The organism is Bifidobacterium saguini DSM 23967 (assembly GCF_000741715.1).
Classification (GTDB): domain Bacteria; phylum Actinomycetota; class Actinomycetes; order Actinomycetales; family Bifidobacteriaceae; genus Bifidobacterium; species Bifidobacterium saguini.
The window spans coordinates 1-23,583 of the sequence record NZ_JGZN01000003.1; the positions used below are offsets into that span (position 1 = coordinate 1).

9 protein-coding genes, 2 rRNA genes and 1 pseudogene are annotated in these 23,583 nt (G+C 55.0%); 4 read left to right on the forward strand and 8 right to left on the reverse strand.

Features of this window, described 5'->3' with window-relative positions:
- From BISA_RS00190 to BISA_RS00205, 4 genes are all read left to right on the forward strand, one after another.
- A 23S ribosomal RNA gene (locus BISA_RS00190) occupies positions 1-257 on the forward strand; the annotation flags it as partial.
- A gap of 175 nt (positions 258-432) precedes the next feature.
- Positions 433-549 (forward strand): 5S ribosomal RNA (gene rrf, locus BISA_RS00195).
- A gap of 375 nt (positions 550-924) precedes the next feature.
- Positions 925-4,488: a DNA-directed RNA polymerase subunit beta gene (gene rpoB / locus BISA_RS00200; RefSeq protein WP_033889505.1), complete on the forward strand. Its 3,564-nt coding sequence runs from the start codon at positions 925-927 to the stop codon at positions 4,486-4,488.
- 150 nt (positions 4,489-4,638) lie between these two features.
- Positions 4,639-8,682 carry a DNA-directed RNA polymerase subunit beta' gene (locus BISA_RS00205; protein ID WP_033889507.1) on the forward strand — a complete coding sequence of 1,348 codons (4,044 nt, stop codon included), beginning with the start codon at positions 4,639-4,641 and terminating at the stop codon, positions 8,680-8,682.
- A gap of 164 nt (positions 8,683-8,846) precedes the next feature.
- Here BISA_RS00205 and BISA_RS00210 read toward each other — a convergent pair whose 3' ends face one another.
- From BISA_RS00210 to BISA_RS00245, 8 genes and pseudogenes are all read right to left on the reverse strand, one after another.
- Positions 8,847-9,359, reverse strand: coding sequence for an FHA domain-containing protein (locus tag BISA_RS00210; RefSeq protein WP_033889508.1), 513 nt, complete (start codon positions 9,357-9,359; stop codon positions 8,847-8,849).
- Between the two features lie 11 nt (positions 9,360-9,370).
- Positions 9,371-10,045, reverse strand: coding sequence for a variant leucine-rich repeat-containing protein (locus BISA_RS00215; protein ID WP_033889510.1), 675 nt, complete (start codon positions 10,043-10,045; stop codon positions 9,371-9,373).
- A 21-nt stretch (positions 10,046-10,066) separates the two neighbouring features.
- Positions 10,067-11,146 (reverse strand): PP2C family protein-serine/threonine phosphatase, encoded by a 1,080-nt coding sequence (locus BISA_RS00220; protein ID WP_033889511.1) that lies wholly within the window; start codon positions 11,144-11,146, stop codon positions 10,067-10,069.
- Positions 11,143-13,634, reverse strand: a pseudogene (locus tag BISA_RS11790) (transglutaminase domain-containing protein). The gene BISA_RS00220 and the pseudogene BISA_RS11790 overlap by 4 nt, the downstream one beginning before the upstream one ends.
- Entirely contained in the window at positions 13,631-14,869 is a 1,239-nt protein-coding gene (locus tag BISA_RS00230) for a DUF58 domain-containing protein (RefSeq protein WP_033889512.1), read from the reverse strand. The pseudogene BISA_RS11790 and the gene BISA_RS00230 overlap by 4 nt, the downstream one beginning before the upstream one ends.
- Positions 14,870-14,880: 11 nt before the next feature.
- Positions 14,881-16,047 (reverse strand): AAA family ATPase, encoded by a 1,167-nt coding sequence (locus BISA_RS00235; RefSeq protein ID WP_033889514.1) that lies wholly within the window; start codon positions 16,045-16,047, stop codon positions 14,881-14,883.
- 69 nt (positions 16,048-16,116) lie between these two features.
- On the reverse strand, positions 16,117-22,062 hold the full coding sequence (locus BISA_RS00240) for an Ig-like domain-containing protein (protein WP_033889515.1): 5,946 nt from the start codon (positions 22,060-22,062) through the stop codon (positions 16,117-16,119).
- A gap of 38 nt (positions 22,063-22,100) precedes the next feature.
- Positions 22,101-23,522, reverse strand: a complete 1,422-nt coding sequence (locus tag BISA_RS00245) for a serine/threonine-protein kinase (RefSeq protein WP_033889517.1) — start codon at positions 23,520-23,522, stop codon at positions 22,101-22,103.
- Between the last annotated feature and the right edge of the window lie 61 nt (positions 23,523-23,583).

The following is a 23,583-nucleotide window of genomic DNA, read 5'->3' on the forward strand; positions in this document are numbered from 1 at the left end:
GCCTGCCCATAGTACGAGAGGACCTGGGTGGACGAACCTCTGGTATGCCGGTTGTCGCGCCAGCGGCACGGCCGGTTGGCCACGTTCGGAAGGGATAACCGCTGAAAGCATCTAAGCGGGAAGCCTGCTCCAAGATAAGCATTCCATGGATCCCCGGATCCTGAACCCCCCATGAAGAACACGTGGTCGATAGGCCGGACGTGGAAGCCCCGCGAGGGGTGGAGCCGACCGGTACTAACGGGGGAAGGCGAAACCCTACGCCAACCTTTTTCGAGTTGGCGACCGTGCTGCGCACAATGACACGCGGACGACAGAAAGACATTGCATCGTCGCGGAACATCGGAAAACGAACATCAGGAAGCGTCCACCATCCGGTCCCCGAACCACCACATGCCGGCCAAGACATGGTCTTGGACCGTATAACAGAAGATTTGCGGCGGTCATGGCCCAGGGGAGACGCCCGGTCCCATTCCGAACCCGGAAGCTAAGGCCTGGCACGGCGATGGTACTGCACCCGACAGGGTGTGGGAGAGTAGCACACCGCCGCATCAACACGTTAGAGAGAGGGAGGAACCAAACGGTTTCCTCCCTCTTCGCATATGCGCGAACAAATGTGATTGATGCAAACAAACACGCTTTGAACCATGTTTAAGGCGCGCGAAGTAGCGTAGCCAATTAACTGTGATACGTCGTGAAGCTCTACGAGGATGTACGGAATCATTGGCATCGCAATCGTTGATAATGCAGGATGTCTGTAATCATTAGAAGACTTGTCGCTACATACCGCTAATCTTTGTAATTTGCATGAGGTGTGTCATATTGCGGGCATACCACCGACAATGAAGCGTCCGCATAGGCATATGGTGGCCATGCGCGCGCTCCCAGGGGAATACCACAACTTTAGCGAGCGATAAGGAACGTCCATTGGCTAATACAGCTACGACGAACACCACTACCATCATCGCACGCGCCGACCAGCATGACATTGACCTGCACAAGGCGTCGGATCGCGTGAACTTCGGCTCCATCAAAGAGCCTATCGATGTGCCCTATCTGCTGGGCGTACAGACCGACAGCTTCGACTGGCTGATCGGCAACGAGCGCTGGAAGAAGCGCGTCGAGGAAGACGAGGCCAACGGCACCAACACCGTGGCTCACACTTCCGGTCTCGATGAGGTCTTCAACGAGATCTCCCCAATCGAGAACTTCGCCCAGACCATGTCCCTGACCTTCTCCGACCCATACTTCGAGGAGCCGCGTCACACGGTCCAGGAGTGCAAGGAGAAGGATTACACCTACTCCGCACCGCTGTACGTGAACGCTGAGTTCGAGAACGGCGATACCGGCGAAATCAAGTCTCAGACCGTGTTCATGGGTGACTTCCCGCTGCAGACCCCGCACGGTACCTTCATTATCGGCGGCACCGAGCGAGTCATCGTCTCCCAGCTTGTGCGCTCTCCGGGCGTTTACTTCGATCGTCAGCAGGACCGTACTTCCGACAAGGAAGTCTTCGGCGCCAAGATTATCCCGTCCCGCGGCGCATGGCTCGAGTTCGAGATCGATAAGAAGGACCAGCCGCAGGTGCGCGTGGACCGCAAGCGTAAGCAGTCCGCCATCGTGTTCCTGATGGCCATCGGCATGACCAAGCCCGAGATTGCTCAGGCCTTCAAGGACTGCCCGCTGGTGCTCGATGCACTGCAGCGCGAGACCCTGGAAACCCAGGACGAGGCTCTGGTCGACCTGTACCGCAAGATTCGCCCGGCCGACACCCCGACTCCGGAAGCCGGCAAGAACCTGTTGGATTCCTTCTACTTCAACACCAAGCGCTACGATCTGGCCCGCGTCGGCCGCTACAAGATCAACCGCAAGCTCGGTCTTGAGGCTGACTTCAATGATCGTTCCCTGCACCAGGAAGACATCATCGCTACCATCAAGTACCTGGTGGCTCTGCATGATGGCGCCAAGACCTTCGCAGGCACCCGCAATGGCGAGAACATCGATCTGCGCGTGGATGTGGACGATATCGATCACTTCGGCAACCGTCGTATCCGTCAGGTTGGCGAGCTGATTCAGAACCAGCTGCGTACTGGCCTGAGCCGTATGGAGCGCGTGGTACGCGAGCGTATGACCACTCAGGACGCCGAGGCTATCACCCCGCAGTCTCTGATTAACATTCGCCCGGTGAACGCCACCATCAAGGAGTTCTTCGGTACTTCCCAGCTCTCCCAGTTCATGGATCAGAACAACCCGCTCTCCGGTGTGACGAACAAGCGTCGTCTCTCCGCTCTGGGCCCTGGTGGTCTGTCCCGTGACCGCGCATCTATGGAAGTGCGAGACGTGCACCCGTCCCACTTCGGCCGTATGTGCCCGATTGAGTCTCCTGAAGGCCCGAACATCGGTCTTATCGGCTCCCTCGCAACCTTCGGCCGTGTGAACCCGTTCGGCTTCATCGAGACCCCGTACCGTAAGGTCGTCAACGGTCACGTCACCGATGAAGTCGAGTACATGACCGCAGACCGCGATCTCGACCACGTCATCGCCCAGGCCAACCAGGAGCTCGACGAGAACGGCAACTTCGTGCAGAAGTCCGCACTTGCCCGAGTCGGCGAAGAAGAAGCAGTCGATGTGCCGGTGAGCTCCGTGGATTACATGGATGTCTCACCTCGTCAGATGGTCTCCCTTGGCGCCTCCCTGATTCCGTTCCTGGAGCACGATGAGGGCCACCGTGCACTGATGGGTACCAACATGCAGCGTCAGGCCGTGCCGCTGATCGAATCCGAGCGCCCGTTGGTGGGTACCGGCTCCGAATGGCGTGCTGCCAACGACTCCGGCGACGTGATCAAGGCCGAGAAGGACGGCGTGGTGACCTACGTCTCCGCCGATCTGATTCGCGTGATGAACGACGATGGCACCACTAGCTCCTACAAGCTGGCCAAGTTCCAGCGTTCCAACCAGACCACCTGCTACAACCAGCGCCCGATCGTGCACGACGGCGAGCGTGTGGAAGCCGGCTCGGTCATGGCTGACGGCCCCGCCATCCAGAACGGTGACCTGGCTCTGGGTAAGAACCTGCTCATCGCCTTCATGCCTTGGAACGGCTACAACTACGAGGATGCTGTGATTATCTCCCAGCGCCTTGTGCAGGACGATACCCTCTCCTCCATCCACATCGAGGAGTACGAGATCGACGCTCGCGAAACCAAGCTGGGTGCCGAGGAAATCACCCGCGACCTGCCGAACGTCGGCGAGGACGCAGTGGCCAACCTCGACGAGCGCGGCATCATCCGTATTGGTGCTGAAGTCGAAGCTGGTGACATTCTGGTCGGTAAGGTCACCCCGAAGGGCGAGACTGAGCTGACTCCAGAAGAGCGCCTGCTGCGCGCCATCTTCGGTGAGAAGTCCCGCGAGGTGCGTGATACCTCCCTGCGTGTGCCTCACGGCGAGACCGGTACCGTTATCGGCGTTAAGGAAATCACCCGTGAGGATGCCGAGGAAGACGGCGACGAGCTGCCTAACGGCGTGAACCAGATGATTCGCGTCTACATCGCTCAGCACCGTAAGATCACGGTGGGCGATAAGCTCTCCGGCCGCCACGGCAACAAGGGCTGCATCTCCCGCATCCTGCCGGAAGAGGATATGCCGTTCCTCGCCGACGGTACCCCGGTCGACATCATGTTGAACCCGCTGGGTGTGCCTTCCCGAATGAACCTCGGCCAGGTGCTCGAGCTGCACCTTGGTTGGATTGCTCACTCCGGTTGGGACATTTCCCTCGACCCGAACCTGGAAGCCGAGTGGAAGAAGCTGATTCCGTCCGGTGCCGAGAAGGCTGAGCCGGGCACCCCGGTGGCAACCCCGGTGTTCGACGGTGTCAAGCCGGAAGTCTTGAAGGGCCTGCTGTCCACCACGCTGCCGAACCGCGATGGCGATCGACTTGTGGGCCCGGACGGCAAGGCAACCCTGTTCGACGGCCGTACCGGCGAACCGTACACCAAGCAGATCTCCGTTGGCTACATGTACATGCTGAAGCTGCACCACCTGGTCGACGACAAGATCCACGCTCGTTCCACCGGTCCGTACTCCATGATCACCCAGCAGCCGCTCGGCGGTAAGGCCCAGTTCGGTGGCCAGCGCTTCGGCGAGATGGAAGTGTGGGCCCTCGAGGCCTACGGTGCTGCCTACACGCTGCACGAGATGATGACCACCAAGTCCGATGACGTCGACGGCCGCGTGCGCGTCTACGGCGCCATCGTGAAGGGTGAGAACCTGCCACCGGCAGGCATCCCTGAATCCTTCAAGGTGCTTCTCAAGGAAATGCAGTCCCTGTCCCTGAACGTCGAAGTGCTCAACGCCGAAGGCGTGGCCATCGACATGAAGGATGAGGAAGACGATCCGGTGAGCTCCGCCGACGATCTGGGCTTCAACATTGGTGCCCGCCCTGATGCGGCCGCCAAGGAAGACCAGAAGGCAGAAGAGCCCGAATACCAGTGATCCCACGGGTCGTAAGCCCACTTGATTGGCCGGCCTCAAGCTCAAGTAAGAGCTGCTGAGGCCGGCGCAATCCAGCAGTATGCAAGGCATACGCAGGCTTACGACTCCACACAGCGTGAACGAAATTTTTCAATAGAAACGGATTAATAAGTGCTGGACGTCAACGCATTTGACAAGCTTCGCATCGGCCTGGCCACCGCGGATGACATTCGCGGCTGGAGCCACGGCGAAGTCAAGAAGCCTGAAACCATCAATTACCGTACTTTGAAGCCTGAGAAGGACGGTCTGTTCGGTGAGCAGATCTTCGGTCCGACCCGTGACTGGGAGTGCGCCTGCGGTAAGTACAAGCGCGTGCGCTTCAAGGGCATCGTCTGCGAGCGATGCGGTGTCGAAGTGACCCGTTCCCGCGTTCGTCGTGAGCGCATGGGCCACATTGAACTGGCCGCACCGGTCACCCACATCTGGTTCTTCAAGGGTGTGCCTTCCCGCCTCGGCTACTTGCTGAACGTCACCCCGAAGGATCTGGAACGCGTCATCTACTTCGCCTCCTACATGGTCACCGAAGTGGACGATGAGCAGCGCCACAACGATCTGCCTGGCCTGCAGGACGAGTTCGATTCCGAGATCGCCCGCCTCGAGCAGCGTCGCGACTCCGACATCGAAGCCCGCGCCAAGAAGGTGGAAGAGGACCTCGCCGCCCTCGAAGAGGCTGGCGAAGCCAAGGGCCCGGCTCGTGCCAAGCTGCGCAACGGTGCTGAGCGCGACATGGCTGCCATCCGTACCCGTTACAACGATCAGATCGCCCGCGTGGACGCAGTCTTTGACAAGTTCAAGAAGCTCAAGCCCGGCGACATGGTTGACGATGTGGACCTGTGGCGTGAAATGCAGGATCGCTACGGCGATTACTTCGACGGCTGCATGGGCGCCGAAGCCATCAAGAAGCGTCTGCAGTCCCTCGATCTCGAGGCTATCTCCAAGGAACTGCGCGAGGAGATCAAGGACGCTTCCGAGCAGCGCAAGACCAAGGCCTTGAAGCGCCTGAAGGTCGTCAACGCCTTCCTGACCACCGGCAACAAGCCGGAGGCTATGGTGCTCGACGTGATTCCGGTCATCCCGCCGGATCTGCGCCCGATGGTTCAGCTCGACGGTGGTCGTTTCGCCACCTCCGATCTGAACGATCTGTACCGTCGTGTGATCAACCGTAACAACCGTCTGAAGCGACTGATCGAGCTTGGCGCTCCGGAGATCATGCTCAACAACGAGAAGCGCATGCTTCAGGAAGCCGTCGACTCCTTGTTCGACAACGGCCGTCGTGGTCGCCCGGTCACCGGTGCCTCCAACCGCCCGCTCAAGTCCCTGTCTGACATGCTCAAGGGTAAGCAGGGTCGTTTCCGTCAGAACCTGCTCGGTAAGCGAGTCGATTACTCCGGTCGTTCTGTGATCGTCGTCGGCCCGTCTCTGCGCATGCACCAGTGCGGTCTGCCGAAGCCGATGGCACTCGAGCTGTTTAAGCCGTTCGTCATCAAGCGTCTCGTGGACCTTAACTACGCGCAGAACATGAAGTCCGCCAAGCGTCTCGTGGACCGTGGCGACTCCGAGGTGTGGGGCGTGCTCGAAGAGGTTATCTCCGAGCATCCGGTGCTCCTGAACCGTGCACCTACGCTGCACCGTCTGGGTATTCAGGCCTTCGAGCCGATCTTGGTGGAAGGCAAGGCTATCCACCTGCCGCCGCTGGCCTGCGCCGCCTTCAACGCTGACTTCGATGGTGACCAGATGGCAGTCCACCTGCCGCTCTCCGCCGAAGCTCAGGCTGAAGCCCGCTCCCTGATGATGGCTTCCGACAACATCCTGAAGCCGGCAGACGGCCACACCGTGACCATGCCGTCTCAGGATATGATCCTCGGTCTGTACTACCTGTCCACCGTGCTGGAAGGCGCCAAGGGCCAGGGCCGTGTGTTCTCCTCCCTCGAGGAAGCCGAAATGGCTCTTGACCGTCACGAGATCGACATGCAGGCCAAGGTGCTTATCCGCCTGCCGGAGAGCTTCGTGCTGCCGAAGGATTGGGAACCGGGCGAAGTCAAGGTGCTCGACCCGCGTGAAGGTGAGAGCGACGTTGCCAAGGAAGAGCGTTTCCACGATGGCAGTGTGCTGTTCGCCACCTCCTACGGCCGCATTCTGTTCAACCAGACTCTGCCGACCGATTACCCGTTCGTCAACGACCAGGTGGCCAAGGGCCGTCTGTCCAAGATCGTCGATGACATCGCCATGCGCTACTCCACCCAGCAGGTGGCCGTAACGCTGGATGCTCTGAAGGATCTTGGCTTCACCCGTGCACCGTGGTCTGGCGTGTCCTTCGCCTTCTCCGACGTGAACGAGCCTCCGGAGCGCGACCAGAAGATTGCCGAGTACGAGGCTAAGGCCGATAAGGTCAACGCCAACTACGAGATGGGTCTTCTGACCGAGGAAGCTCGTCGTCAGGAACTCATCGACCTGTGGACCGAGTGCACCGCAGCCGTTTCTAAGGAAGTCGAGGATAAGTTCGATCCGACCTCCAACCTGGCTATCATCGTGCAGTCTGGTGCACGAGGCAACATGATGCAGATCAACCAGATCGCAGGTATGCGAGGCCTCGTGGCAAACCCGAAGGGTGAGATTATTCCTCGTCCTGTGAAGTCCAACTACCGTGACGGCCTGTCCGTGCTGGAGTACTTCATCTCCCAGCACGGTGCACGTAAGGGTCTGGCCGATACCGCACTGCGTACCGCAGAATCCGGTTACCTGACCCGTCGTCTGGTGGACGTTTCCCAGGACGTCATCGTCCGTGAGGAAGACTGTGGCACCAAGGCCGGCCTGATGATTCGCGTGGCCGATCGCGACGCCGATGGCAACCTGACTCTCGTCAAGGCCGCTGACGGTGGTCCGTACTCCCGTCTGCTCGCTGCCGATGTCATTGACCCGGCAGATGGCCAGACCGTGCTGTACAAGCGTGACGATGCTCTGTCGATGGACGTGCTCAACGACCTCGTTGCCCACGGTGTGGAAGAAGTCAAGTGCCGTTCCGTGCTGACCTGCGAGTCCAAGCGTGGCGTGTGCTCCAAGTGCTACGGCTGGTCTCTGGCCACCAACACTCTGGTCGACGTTGGCGAAACCGTTGGTATCGTCGCCGCCCAGTCCATTGGTGAGCCTGGTACCCAGCTGACGCTGCGTTCCTTCCACTCCGGTGGTGTGGCCGCCGCATCCGATATCACCCAGGGTCTTCCTCGTGTTACCGAGCTTTTCGAAGCTCGTACCCCGAAGGGCGAGGCTCCGATCACCGAGTTCGCCGGCACCATCAAGATTGTGGAGAACGATCGCGGTCGCCAGATCATCCTGACTCCGGATGCCGATTCCGGCGCTCCGAAGGAAGAGGGCATCATCAAGCCGATCACCTACCAGGTGTCCAAGCGTGTGCCGCTGAAGGTTGCCGATGGCGATCACATCAAGGTCGGTACCCAGCTGGTCGAAGGTTCTGTGGATCCGAAGAAGATCCTCACCATCCTCGGCAAGCGTGCTGCTCAGGTGAACATCGTGGAAGAAGTGCACACTGTGTACCGCTCCCAGGGCGTGGATATCCATGACAAGCACATCGAAGTCATCGTGCACCAGATGACCCGCCGCGTCACCATCATCGACTCCGGCGATACCGATCTGCTGCCTGGTGAGCTGGTGGACAACGCGCGCTTCCGCGAGATCAACCGCAACGTGGTCAAGAACGGTGGCAAGCCTGCAGTCGGCCGTCCGGCTCTGATGGGTATTACCAAGGCCTCCCTGGCTACCGATTCTTGGCTGTCTGCCGCATCCTTCCAGGAGACCACCCGCGTGCTCACCGAAGCCGCACTCTCCGAGAAGGTCGACGACCTCAAGGGCCTCAAGGAGAACGTCATCATCGGTAAGCTCATCCCGGCTGGTACCGGCCTCGCCCGTTACCGCAACGCTGTGGTGGAGCCTGACAAGGCCATCCGCGACACCATTTACCCGAACTTCGGTCTGGGTGGCGACGGTGACCTTGGCGATGCCAACTTCTCCGATGCTGACCTGTCTGACCTGAACTTCTCGAACCTCGAGTTCGGTGATTTGAAGCTCGGTGACGACTTCAACCCTGACGACTTCTACTCCGATCAGGGCGGTCTGACTGACGGTGACGATCAGCAGTGAGCTCACACTGACTGATTCGAGTCACTAAGCGCAATGCATAAGGGCGGTTCGGAACACTTCTGGTTCCGAACCGCCCTTTACGTTATGCACTGATAATTGCTGAAATAGACGACGATTGATATTGATCAGTACGTCAACAGTGCACTGAATAATCAGTTCGATAATCAATCGGACTGCTGAGTCAACTCGAAGAACAAATCTCCCAAGCGTATGCTCGTCGGAACAGTTATCTCCACCGGCGAGTCTTTCAATACCTGTGTCTCCTGCCCATCATGAAGAATATAGGTGCCATTCAAAGAACCATAATCCTCAATCCACAGTGAGCCATTGGCGTCAATGCTGATAGCCGCATGATTACGCGAAATGGTGCGAGTCGGGTCATCAATGCGTGCGGACTGGGCTCCCTGTGGCACATCAAGCGACGGCTTGCGACCAAGTAATGTGCTGGTCTTGATAACGATGTCTTGGCCAGTCACATCATTATGAAGCACATAAGCGATCTGCGGATTCTTGGCAGTAAACGAGGAGGACAGCACGGTGCTATCCCAATCCTCAATATGATTATCATGCAGATTCTGCTGCGAATCATCGTTATGCGCTTGCGGTGTGGTATCGAATTGAGGGTCATCTTCGTACCAGCCAAGCTCCGGCGCGGGAGGATACGGTAAAACCGACATGGCGCGTCCTTTCACTGGCGCGTGGCCAAAGCGGCTTCGATAGCAGGATCGCCTAATTGATGTAGCCAATCCACCAATGCTGGATATGTATTGGGGTTACGAGCAATGCATACGCGCAATTCCGGCGCATACTGAGCAATTTGAGCGATTTGCATCTGATCCGTAGTATGCAAAGCCTGCTCAACGGTAAAACCATATGGATTAGTAGGAATCGGCTCCTCGAATTGTGGCGTTGCCTGCTGGGTTGCTTGCTGGGATGTCTGCGGTGCTGCCTGTGTAGCTTGATCGGTTTGCTGCGTTGCTTGTGCGGCAGCTGCAGTCATATGCTCTTCAGATGCTATTGCAGTATTCTGCAACACTTCCGCAGTAGGCTGAGTCTGCACTGTAGAAGTCGGCTGTGCAGTTTGCGCAGGCTGTGCAGTCTGCACAAACTGCACGTTTGCGGACGCCTGCTGATCATGAATAGGGCCGCCAATGGCATCGGCGGTAAAACCGATTTGTGCTAGAGTTTCGCGGGCACGTGCATCGCCAAACTCTGCAAGCCAGCGCTTGAGACCGGGATAGCAACGTGGATTGACGGCTACATTCGCGCCAAACTCTGGATTTTCGTAGGCGATTTTTGCTAAAAGAATCGGATCCGCGTGAGGGTCTTGCACTGCTGCAACTGCAACATCATAATCAACCATGAGATAACCTCCTTATATACACTACGGCTGAATTGCACGGCTGGTTCGTAACGTTTGCAACGTGGTATCTTCGATGACGCCGAGGTCTTCGCCAGCACCAAGACGAAACGCGTTAAACGTGTGGGTGGGCATTTTCGAATCGGGTATATCCACCACGATGACTGTTATGTTGTCGGTGCCTCCGGCATCAAGCGCTGCAGCAACCAGCGCATCCACCGCTGCTCGAGGACTTGCATGGGCGGCAGCAATACTTGCGATGCGATGGTCCGGTACTTCGCCGTACAGGCCATCGGAACATATGATGAATCGCCCAGACATATCGGCAACATAGATATCCGGCGCAATACCATCCGGGTCGCCGAGACACTGGGTGATGATATTGCGCGGTACAAGCGCTTCGGCTACTTCCGGTGTCATCAATCCTGAATCGATAGCTTCCTGCCGCTGCGAATGGTCATGCGTGATCCGAGCCAGCGAAGCAGCATCCCACATGGCAACGTTGCTAGTGTGACCAATGTTTTGAGTGTTTGGGCTATGTTGTGCCATTACAGATTCGCTAGGGGAGTGTGCATAGCATGGATTCATATGATATGTGCGGGAATCTCCGATATTGATGATGTACGTCTGACCGAGATCGTGAGAACGTGAGCTATCCAGAGTGGAGTCATCGATATCGGTTGTTTGCGCATCAGCTGCTGAATCTGGCATATATGCGACTGGCATCTCGACCATATCGCAATCTGTGTTGGGTGAATGCTCAGCTCCTGACGGATAGCTGGCTCCAGACAAAGGACGTGCCGGTAACACCAATCCACAAATCGTAGTCCCCGCTACGCCCCCGAGCTGCTTGCCTAATGCCAGAATATGCTGTTGCGCTGCAGTGAGAGTCTCGCTGATATCCTGACGATGCCGAGTGGGCAGGTTTGCAAGCAGGCTGAGTTGCCGAATGGCTAATTGGCTTGCTTGTTCTCCGCCGAATCCGCCGCCCATGCCATCGCAGACCATGTATACGCCCTGCTGGGCAAAACCTGCATCTTGATTATTCCGCCGTTTGAGACCGCGATCGCTGGTCATCGCTATGCGGATGGAACCTACGATCATGATGTCTTCCCCTTAGAAGGTCTGCGTGAAATGAGTATGAACGATTTGGCTTGCGGCTTCGTTGGACGCTTGTGTGCCAGTATACGCACACTTGCTAAGGAAAGACGTGCTTGTAAACGCCTTACACAAGGTAACGAATGCAGCATTGTTGCGCGTAGCGCATCAACTTGGACCCAATATCGGCTGGCCTGTTCTGATTGCACGGCATTGCCGGAGAACGCGGCATAGTCAGCTTCTCGACATAATTGATGCAATATCTCTTCAGAGGCATTGAGCTGACGCGCTATATCATCGGCTTGATCTCGTCGAGTGCCTTGCACGGTAACACCACTTTCCGCGGCCAAAGCGCAGATGGCATTCCAGCCGGAAGCTACGCGGGTCTGCGGGGAACCATGCCGTCGAGCTCTGGCCAGCAATACGGCTTTGCCGGCTATAATCAATGCGCAAATCATCAGAATCGTCCACAAGGGGCTGCCATAGAGTGCTACTGCACGAGTCGTGCGCCAAAATCGCAGCCAGAACAGACTGGTTGGTTGATCGTCGGCATCAGCGCCGGAAAGTGAGCTTTGACCCGTGGCTTGAGCCTGATCGCGCAGCGGATCCGTGAGCGGCACTGGTGGTTGACGCACCAAAGTCTGAGGATTGGGAGGAGTCAGATTCTGATTATCATCCGGAACCTTGGTCTCCTTGGGGGTGGGGTAGAAGGCCACCCAGCCGTATCCTCGCAATTTGATTTCCACCCAGGCAGTGACATCATTGCCAGTGAAATCGATTGTGGTGGTATGACCAGAAACGGTTTGCGTACGGGCTTCGGAAATACTGCCATCCTTATCTTTCGGTAGGAACCCCATAACCACACGCGAAGGTAACCCGAGCTCTCGAGCCATCAAAGCCATAGCTGAGGCGTATTGTTCGGAATCGCCTACCATAGCGGTCCCCGATAGCAGTTTATTAATGCGGTAGTTACCATGCCCAGCTTCCGAAGGATAATCACCTTGCAAACCATGTGAGAACCAGCCTGAATCCTTCAATGTAGTGGTCAAGGCTTCTGCCGCCGCGCCTCCGGAAGCTTGACCGCCAGCAATAGAGGTGGCTAGTTTGCTTGCCGAATCCGGTACCTCCTCGGCTCGAGGCTGACTGATTCGAGCTGAATCGGCTTTTTCGATTTCCTGTTTACTGGGAATAGTGGGAATGATGCCAGATTCGGTATACGTCATTCCTTTGCGAGTACCAGAGGAGAAAATGGCCGAATCGGTATCACTGTTGTAATAAAAAGTGTCCGCATCATGCTGGTTGGCGAATCGAACGCTTGACGCGGCACCGGCCAGAGGAAGCCAGGTATCGGTAAGACCTTCATGCACGGTGAACTTGGCCGTAAAACGTTTGCCTTGCTCATCAGTGACGATGGAAGTACCCACTCTGCGATAATTCGAAGAATCCGAAGCCTCAGCGGAATCGGAAAGATTCCATACCGAACCGTCGAAACGATCCATAACCGCCAATCTAACCGGCGTACCGGCTGGCAGATTGGTTACCGTGAGCAGTACATCGTTTTTGTGGTTTTTTACATAGGATCGCATACCGCTTAGCGGACTGGTGTAGTCATAAGGCTGATAGGCGGATCATAAAAATCTCTTAACACCATACGGTTTTGCGGAACCGCAGTAGTGCCTGCAAACGCCAATGCTGCAGCCAAGAGCAGAATAATTGATGCGGAAATCCACCGGCCCCATTCCATCAAACCAAGCCGCCAGGAAAGCCATACGATGAGGAGTATCGCGAAAACAATACCGCTGATGGCACGATGCCATCCGGTATGTGTGCCGAGCAATGCACATACGGTCATAGCTGCCATCAACGGTAGTGCGCTTAGTAATGACAGCCAAGCGTTGATATTGAGTGTGAATAGGGAAGCGAAAAATGTCAGCCACAATCCAATGGTCCATATGGCCATGAGACTGCCGTCGGCAACACCTATAGGGGGCTCAATGGCAATCAAGTATTTGAAAGAGCCGAACGTCATTTCCCAGCCTCGGCTCAAGGTGGTGAGGCTGGGAATGATGTGAGCGATGGTTGTGGAATTCAGTGTGATTATCGGTCCGAGAATGAACTGGGCTATGACCAACAATACGATTTGCCACCATAGGCGTAATGCAGGTTGCGTGCCGGCAAGTGCAATGAGCGCGCCAAACAGAGTGGAAAGCAAAGCGGCTGCTACCCACTGTGCAGGTGCTCCGTATACGTCGATAAGGTTGGCTTGGGCCAACAACATAAGCAGCATGATGACGGCAAGACTTATACCGTATTTCACTGATGCCTTCTGGGCTCCCTGCAGCCCATGCCGCATGCCGCCTCGAGTCATCCATATTACGGAATGAGTGGAATCTGCCCATGATCCGGTGGTAGACACTGCTGCAAACGTGTTAAACGCCGCGTCATCTTCGGATAATGATTGAAGCGCCGGTGCCGTAGGAATGCTATTGGTCATGCGAGCACCCCCATGATGATAGGCAGATCATCCAATTCGCCTACCGTGGCCAAAGTGAAATTGTTGAATTGCTTGATGGTTCGGTTTGCCCCCAGATGAGCTTGCAACACCACGCATCTGGCTGAACGGGGCAAAGCTTTGGTCATACGTTTGATATGATCGAGGCCTTTCAACGATCCCACGGTAAAGAAATAGAATGAAGCATCCGGGGCATGTGTCAGGGTATTTACCGCCAGATTGGGGTTGTCCTCACGGTCAGGCGTGATACCGCTTGCCTGATCAAGCAATTCCATAGCATTGCGTGGGCGTGTATAGGATTGACCTGCGTGCGTAAACACCGGCCTATCCTGGAACAGACATTTCACTCCGATGGATGCGTGAATGGACACAGCCATTTCGAATTCCTGCGCAGTGGCATAATCATTGGGATCAACGCCAATAGTCAATGAAGTGTCCGTTCGTTTGGTTGCTTCATACTGACGAATCATTAACGATCCGGCTTTTGCTGAGCTGAGCCAATGTACGTTGCGTACATCATCGCCGGGAGTATATTCACGAAGCCCGTAGAAATCGAGATCATCGTCAACGATGTGACCGGACGGCTGGCCTTCGAGGTCTCGAGGAACGCCGGCATTAAGCGTATTCAGTCTTACGGTTTTGGGATGAATGAAAATGGTGAGACGCTCGCCCAATTGCTTTTCATGACGGATAAGCCCGAAAGGATCGCCCTTGCGAACCCGCAGAGGGCCTACGGCGAGCACCGCTCGAGACACTGTGCGGAATGATAATTCAGTACGTTTGGATTGCCCCGAGGCCAGCATAGGGATGGTGAAACGCTCATGAGTTTCACCGAGCGGCAAATCGCCTCGCGCATGAGTGGTGGCTGTTTTCCCCGTATTGTTGATATCGACAATGATGCGCATGGAATCGCCCACGGTCACGCGCTGGCTTGATGCTTTGATATGTGCGTCAAATCGAGTATTGCCCAAGGATAGTGCAATGGCCGCTGAGAGCATTACCGTTGCCACGATGCCAAGCGCTAGAAGTTCGTGCCATCCCAGAACAGGGAATAACGATAGACTGATTGCCGCAGTGGCTCCTACTGCCCATCCCCACGGTGAAACATATGCTCCAAAGGCATGTTTGATGCGGTGAGCGTAGTGTTTCAACATGCGTTTCAGCGCGCGTCCACGACGTTTGCTGAAACGCGATGCTGCAACAAATTGAGTAGCCATGATCGTCTCTTTCAGGCACCAATGGTGGGAGCGGGAACGTCATCGAGGATTTGTGCAATCAGCATTTCGGCAGTAGTGCCATCGAAAGCCGCTTCGGGAGTGAGCACAATACGGTGCGCCAGCACTGCCACAGCAAGATCTTTGACATCATCCGGCACAACATAGGCGCGTCCATCCGCGGCTGCCCAAATTCGGGCACATCGTGTGAGCGCAAGTGCACCGCGCATGGAAGAGCCGACGGTAATGCGTTCATGGTGCCGTGTTGCCTCAACGATGCGCACGATGTATTCGCGAATGACGTCGTCCACATATACGTCGGATGCGGTGGCGCGCAGTCGAATAATATCGTCTCCAGTTAATACGGGGGAAACGGTTTGTGCGCGATCCGTGACATCCACTTGCTTGAGAATATCCACCGAAACATCATGGCTGGGATAGCCGATAGAGGTTTTAATGAGAAAACGATCCATCTGTGCTTCGGGAAGCGCATAAGTGCCTAGCTGCTCAATAGGATTCTGTGTAGCTATTACGATGAATGGTTGCGGCACCGCATGCGTTGTGCCATCCACCGTAACCTTCTGCTCCTCCATGACTTCCAACAATGCGGACTGTGTTTTTGGTGAAGCTCGGTTGATTTCGTCGGCTAGCACGATGGAAGCGAAGATAGGACCTTTGCGAAATTCGAACTCTGCACGCTTTTGATCATAGAAAGTGACGCCCACCACGTCTGACGGCAGTAAATCCGGGGTGAATTGGATGCGTTTGAAACTGGTGGAAATGGAGTTGGCAAGGCCTCGAGCCAGCTGAGTTTTCCCGGTACCGGGATTATCTTCCAGTAGCACATGTCCACCCACCATTAACGCGGTAACACATTGCTTGATGGGTATGGTCTTACCGATAACCACTGTGGAAATGTTATTGACCAAGTCGTTGAATGAGCGTTGAAATGCTTGAATGGCCGCAGTGGGTTGAGTCAATAGGCCGGTAGAAGGCGTGGGAAGTGGCCTGGCCGGCAGCGATGGTGCGGTTGGTGTCGCTGATTCGTCGGGAATGCGCACTCTGTCTTTGTCGAATGACGGAGTGGTGGCATGCGTATGTGGCAGATGCCCGAGACGAGTGCGATCTGATAGCTGTGTGGCATCGGAAAGCTGCGTTTCGTCGTTGATGTGCTCGCTCATTATTCTCTCCTGCTGGATGCTGTTTGTTGTGAGGACTGTGGTCGAATGAAAGGTGCTTATATGGGCTTGTTATCTCGGGGTGTTGGCGAGTCCTAATATCCAAGGGTTCGCCATGAGTCTGGTGACTCGTGCGGAGGCTTTCAACGATGCGGACTCGCTGGCCGCTGAAGATCGCGTGCCTTGGATAGTGCCACCGGTAGCGGTATTATCGAGCCCCTGTAATCCGTTGTTGCCAGTGACTTTCACACTCCAGGTGTACGAGTCCGCAGTTGGTAGTCCGGTCACGTCCAAAGGCTGGCCGGGCGTCCAAGTGAATGGCTTGTCGTTAATGATGATTTGAACGGTTGCATCTTTGCCATATGTGTTGACGGATCCTCCAGAGACAGTAACGATATGTTCGTTATCGCTCCACTGCAATTCATTCGGTGCTGTGATGGATGCCGGAACCTGATAGGTGTAGGGACTTTCTGAGGAAGGTCCACCGGTAGCCGGTTCGCTGCTTGCTCCGTTGAATATCTGCTGCACTGAGGCGTTGCCGCAGGTTGCCCAGGGAGACATGGTGAATGAATGAGATGATTTGTCTTCAACGGTTGCGGAACCTATGCCATCTGCGGAAACTTGGAAAGACTGGGCATAGCCTTGTTTGGACCAACTTACGATGCATTGATTGCCGGAACCGGAAGTTCGCACATTGCTAGGCGCCTGAACCTGATACTGAGGCGTGTATGCAACCTCTGCTGATGCGGCATTGGCGTTACGCGTGGGATGCACGACTGCCGTAATGGTGTATTCGCGGACGTTGAGTGCATTTTCTGGCACGGTGAATGTGGCAGTGCCATTGGAACAAGCGACTGTTGTTTGCAAGGCGCCGGTAAGGGCGATTTCAGTACAACCCGCATTGCGATTATTGGCGGAAGACGCGGTTAGGGTGACCGTTGTGCCATCATTGGCCATACTCACATTGGGCTTATCAGGGTCTCCCCAAATATCTTGTGGGCTGGATGCAGCGGATTCAGGGCCCCAATTCACCTTATTGTGGGCTTTGACTGTGGCGGTAATGGTGGCGCCATCGGAGATATCGTTGTTGTTGAAGTCAAAGGACAAATGAGTGCTGGGTCCTCCGGTTTCCTTGGTCTGAGGGGCTCCTGCTCCGCTGACGGTTACGATGTAATTGTCGATGGAACTGAAATCTCCCTCGGGAGGGTTCCACGTTACTGTGGCTTTCTTGTTTCCGCCTTGCACAGTGACGTTGGAAGGCGCTGACGGTACTCGATCCGGTGTTGCTTCGACAGCGCTGGAGGATTTGGACCAGCCCACTTCATTCTTGGCGCTGACCGTGAATGAGTAGGTTTTTCCATTAGACAAGCCGGTGATTTGGCAGGCGGTTACCGCTCCGCATGATTTCTCTCCTGTGCCGGCGCCGGTCCACTGCACCTTGTAATCCGTGATAGGGCTGCCATTGGCGGAGCCTGGTGTCCAGTTGAGATTGACCGCTCCATCTTGTGGATCGCCAGCTATGGGAGAAAGCAAGGGTGCGTCAGGCTTATCGATAACCGAAATCGTGATGCTGCCTGTAACTTCTCGCTCCTTGGTCTTCGTTCCATCTTGGACGGTAACTAATACTGTGTTCGAGGATGCTCCGATATCTGAAGCGGCCGATATCTCAATGGTGCCAGAGGCTCCGCAACCGGTTACGGAAAGTTTGGCTGCATCATCGGTACGACAATTGACTACGGTCAGTGGCGTTTCAGGGAAAGGATTGTATGCGTTGGCCAATATGTTCATCGACTCAGTGGAACCGGCTTTGATAGTGAGCGAGGTATTGCTGAGTCGTGCCAATGAACGTGTAGAGACGGCTACGCGTACTGTAATTCCTGCATTTACGGTCCCTTTACTGTATTTGATTGCTACGGGGATGGACACAGTAGTGCCAGGTGCCGCGTCAACATTTGCGGAGATTTTCAGTAGGCCGCTGGACGACAGATTTGCCTTTATCGGTCCCGAGGAGGCTCCACCCGAATAGGTGTATTGCTTCTCATCGTCATGCAAGCCGCTTGGAGAATGAGTCAGTGCGGTCAGATCAATGGTTTTTGCTTCCGCGCCCGCTTCGACATCGATGGTGGGAGAGGAGAATGTAGGCGGCGGAACGTCTCGGCCGATAACCGTGATCTGGAGAGTAATCACAGCGGAATTGATGATTTTGGTCTTCGATGAGCCGGGTTTGCCATCCACGGCAGTGAACGTTATGGATGCCGGTCCGGCATAATCGCCATTCGCCGTGAATTTCAACGTAGTGTCATTCACATATAGGTCGGAATTTGATGCCTTGGTTGCGCTGACTGAACTTGCACTTTCAATATGAGGCTCTTTACCGGCGCCTACTCGTACGTAATCGTTGATGTTGATTTGGATGGTTTCTCGAGCATTGACTTTCAGCTCAGGAGCCTTGGGGCGCAGAGTTGGTGGAAAAACGCCGTAGGCCGGTACTTGGATGAACGCGGTAGACGTGATGTTGTATTTCGTGTTTGTCACCGTGTAAGGAACCGCACGAGCTTCAGATGTGAGATCTACCGTAATAATGGTTGAATGATCGCCACCTTTGACGCGTGCGTGGTCGGCGCCGGAAGGATGTACGCCAACAGTAAGCTCATCTGCAGTGCCTGAAGGGTTTGCAATCCATTGGGAAACGTCCACATCGACGGACTTTTTATCGATGGTTGCAGCAGATGGTACGCGATAATCGTATGCCGTGGGCGGCTCTATTGGAGCATTGGGGTCGACGTTGATACTCAATGTAGCGGTATCAGAGAGCCCGGCTTTATCTCGAACGGTATATGCAACGTATGCTGTGGTGACGTTGGCGGGTGTGGTGAAGGAAATCATATTGTTTTGTACAGTGACGCCTTCTACACCTTGCGCTTCAACGGATTTATCGACGATCAGGTCGGTATTGTCCCCGGAAATATCGTTTTGTGTCACTGGCACGGTAGCTGCGGTATTGGGACGCAACGTAATCTCATCATCGCGCGCATATACGCCGGAGTCAGAAGCACCTTGGAATACGCCTACGCGTATTTGAGCTTGAGCGCGCTGGCCGGTCCAATCTTCTACAGCGTATGAGAAAGTGTCCGTACCGGAAGAGTCCGGGTATGCCTCATAGACCAGATAATCAGAACCGACCTCGGTGATACGACCAAGAGAAGGAGCCTTATTGCCTAAGCCGAGCAGCTGGTCGTCATCGCCATCCGCATCGATGCCGGTAAGGGTAATGGGAATACGTACCTTTTGACCGGCAGCTACCTGTGCTTGCGTATTATGCGGGGTAGGAGGTGCTTTGCTTTCGGCGTTGCTCTCATGCACGGTAATGGTGATGGTTGCGGACGTTACATTGCCGAGATTGTCTTCCACGGTGTACGTAATAGGGAATACGCCGGCGTCTTGTGAAGCTTGATATCTGACTGTATCCGCGGATACGAAGGCAAGCCCTTTGAAGGTTTTCTTATCGTATTGCAGATTGTTTTTCAACCGTACGGTAGTGCCATCTGGATAATCCACATGATCGAGCACGTCCACGGAAACAATGCCTCCGGTACGCACCTGCGTGTTGATATTGCTGGCCTTGGGGGTAGAACTTGACGCGGTCAGAGCCGGAGGCTGCAACACGATGGTGCCGGTGGAAGTGCCAGCTGCATTAGCCACCGTGTAACTGATGGATGTGGGCTTTGTAGGAACCTGACGTGCGGTGATGTACACGCGCTTATGACTTACCAGACCGACTTTGATGCCGGAATCGGCGGCCGCGCTTACTGAAGTGACGGATAAGATGCCGCCCATTGGATCGACATCATTGGTGAGCGGCTCCACGATAGCGGTATTGTCCGCTCCTAGCAGCGCCACATCATTGGCGGCAATCGGTTTGGCTGACTCGCCAGTGACCGGCTGAACTTCCACACGAGCCAGACCCGTGGCGGGAATAGAGCCTTGTGTAATGGTGTACGGCACATAATAGGTGCCCGGGTTGGATGCCCTGAATGAAATGGACATGTCCGCAACATTAGTGGTAGTGGTCGCTCCATTGGGAGTGTCCACTTGGCTGAGCTGTGCGGGTTGCGCGGAAGTGCCATGCACGTACGGGGTAAGATCGATAACGGTATCGGTTTCCGGCGTAGTGGTTTTTGTTACGGGATCGATGATGGCAGCCAATGTATTTGCCGGTTTTACTGAGAAATACATCAGGCCACTGCCAGTGGCTTCACCATCAGAGACCGTGACTTCCACGGCTACTCGTCCTGATGATTGGGCGCCAGTATTGAAAGTGAGTTGCCCATCTGCTCGTGTGGAGACCTGCACTTGGTCGCTGTTTTCAGGCACGGCGGCGACCAATGTCAACGGATCGCCATCCGGATCGGTGAAGCTGCCAAGCGCGTTGGCTGTGTAGCTTGCCCCTTGTTCCACACTGATTTCCGGAGGCGTGTCTGATTGCAAGGGAGCATGATTGCCTTGCCCTGTGAGATTAACCGTTACTGTGGCGTTGGAAGTCTGCCCTCGTCCGTCTGAAATATCATAGGAAAATGTTGCCGTTCCGGGTGACGCGGATGAGGCATCCAATTGCAAGTATCGGCCATCATAAATTGGAGCGACGGTAACGTTAGTACCATTTACCGCACTGACCTGAGTGATGTTCAGCACCGAGCAGTCGGTTTGTTCGTCATTGCGCAGCACGTCAAGAATCTGTTCGGATCCAGCACGAGCCCCGATATGATCATCTACGGCTCGAATTTGACCAGACTGTGCGGAACAGGTTTTCGAAAAATCATGATGATTGTCTGCGGAATCGTTGGTGTTCTGATCCTGCGCGTTCTGCTCGGTTTGTATGGTATTCCACTGGATTTTGATGACTTTGGTGTCATGATTAGGGTTCCATACGTTGCCATTGGTCACGTCATTGAGCACTACCAGCCGGTGATTGGTGCGAAATACCAATTCGGAAGTGGTGTTGACGGATTCAAGAGTTTGGAAATCCTTGTCTGAACCTTCGGATGAGCATACGCGAATATAGTTATTGGCTCGTTGACTCCATGCTGCGTATACGCAATCGTTGGTGGATACTGGCTGAGCGGCGGTTGATTTGCCACCTGTGGAGAATAATCGCGCCGAATTATGATTGCCGAGTTGGGCTATGGCCAGACCTTGTGCAGAAGCGGCGGCAACCCATCCGTGTTGCTTACCATCGGTGGAAGGGGCTTGAAGCGTGAGCGATCCAGTGGTTTTCATGCTCACTCGACCATCTTTGAATAGCAGTACATTACCGGATGAGATTACAGGCGTATCACCGATAATGGTGAAGCTCTCAGCAGGCTGCGGCTTGCCGTCAGATAATGATTCCATCTCCTGTGCTTTTGCATCATTGGGATGGTGAAGCACCACAACCATGCCATCTGATGGTCGATAGCCATATACCTCGCCGGTATGGGTTACCGCAATACGGCCGCCTGACCCCAGCTGCATCTGAGGCGAGTCAGTGGTTGGCGTCAGCGAATCAAGTTGATCGGATGAACCTGCCCACACATTGCCGGTTTTTTCATTGATGAAGGCAATGGTGCCTCCACCTTCGATGGCTGTGGTATTGGCTTTGATATCGGTTTTTGCGTCAGCGCTGACCGTGGATGCTTTGATGAAAGTAGCCTGATTGGGCTCAGTCAAAACGGTGTCACTATTATGCTGGACAACGTCGAATCGCGGTGCTGACGATGAAATGCCGGCATCCGCTTCCTGATTCTTGACATTAAATCGTGCGGCTTTTTGATGATTCAGCGAAGTTACCCATACGGTGCCATCATCCAATTGCACATGGCGGCGGGTAATGGTGCTGACGATGACTGCTCCGGCGATAAGCGCCAATAATGCCAGGAGGGTTAACACAGGCATAAGCCATGTGCGGTTCTTGGAGGGCAAAACGTGACGCACAAGAGCACCTAAACGATGCCGGTTGCGCGGCTGAGATGGCGTGACCATAACAATTCCCCCGAACTCCTGTTGTCCCTCTTGATAGCCTAGTCTGATTCAGGTTTTGCTGTACAAGCAACTGCGGGACTGGTGGACATCTGCCGGTTGCTGCGCACTATGGAAACCTGAATACAGGTTTGTGCGCCGTCCTGAGCATCGACCGTAATTGAAGTATCCGTAGTGGTGGTGGTTTGCACACTCTGATCAGCTGCTGTGGACTGGATGAATGACCATGCATAGCTGTCGCCGTTTTGTGGATCGGGATTCGTCCAGGTGAAAGTGACTGAAGAGCCGTCTTGAGAATATTGTCCGGAAAGATTCTCAGGAGATGGTATCTGGTTATTAAGCGTTGCGGCTGCAGAATCATCTGTATTGCTGCGGTTGCGTGTTGAATCGTCTACACCGGATGCATCGACATGTGTGGGTGTGGCTGTTGAGGCAGAATCCATATGAGGAAGAACCACAAAGACGAACGTCGAGGTTACGACTGCAATCGCTGCTAACGCCGCTCCCGTGATGATTGCAGGCTTAAGCCAGGTTCGATGCGTTCGATTGGGTGTATGCGTGTTTGTTGCATTCTTGATACGGCGTTTGGCATCTTTGGGATATGGGGGTATCCCTTCGGCGACTAGTGGAGTGATCTGTCCGTATTCTTCATGCTGGACTCGTTGCATAGCGCGCGCGAATTCAAGTGCCGAATAATAGCGTTGATCAGGATTTTTCGATAAAGCCTTGCCGAGTACCGATTCCACCGTTGCCGGTACATCTGGTCTGCCAATACGGGGCAATGGCTGGTTGATAATGAGTTCGGCAAGTTCGGATGATGTGTGTGGATGATACTCATGTTGGTATGGCGAGCATCCTGCCAACAGTGCATATAACGTGGCCGCAAGCGAATAAATATCTGCTGTTTCCGACCCATTGGTCCGATGTTCAAGTACTTCCGGGGGAGCCCAGGGAAGAGAAAAACCGGTGGCTGCACGATCGTATACATCGGTTGAAATGCCGAAATCGCTGAGGACGGGTAGCCCCTGCGTGGTGATGAGGATATTACTAGGCTTGATATCGTGGTGAATGATGTTATTGCGATGCGCGGTATATAACGCACCTGCGAGTTTGATGCCGAGATCCAGCACCTGCTCGCATGACATGGAGCGTGATTTCATAGCGCTGTTGTATGAGCCGCCAGAAGCATACTCAAGAACCATGAAACCATGACCATTAGCGCTTACTCCGGCATCATAGACCGACAGGATATATGGGTTGGAGGAAAGCTTGGCCATGAAGTTCGCTTCGCGGCTGAAAGCGGCGGCGGCATGGGGTTCCAGTGTGGCATTGCTGACTTTTACCGCAACCGGGCGCTGCGGCATGCGTTGATTGTAGAGGAAAACCGTGGCTGCGGCGCCAGAGCCTAAGCGTTGAACAAAATCATAGCCCGGCAATTGCGGCGGTGCGATGGTAACGGACATCGAGAGCCTCCCCCTTGACGCTTGAACAATACTCCCCTTGTTCAGGATACTGCCAGCATAA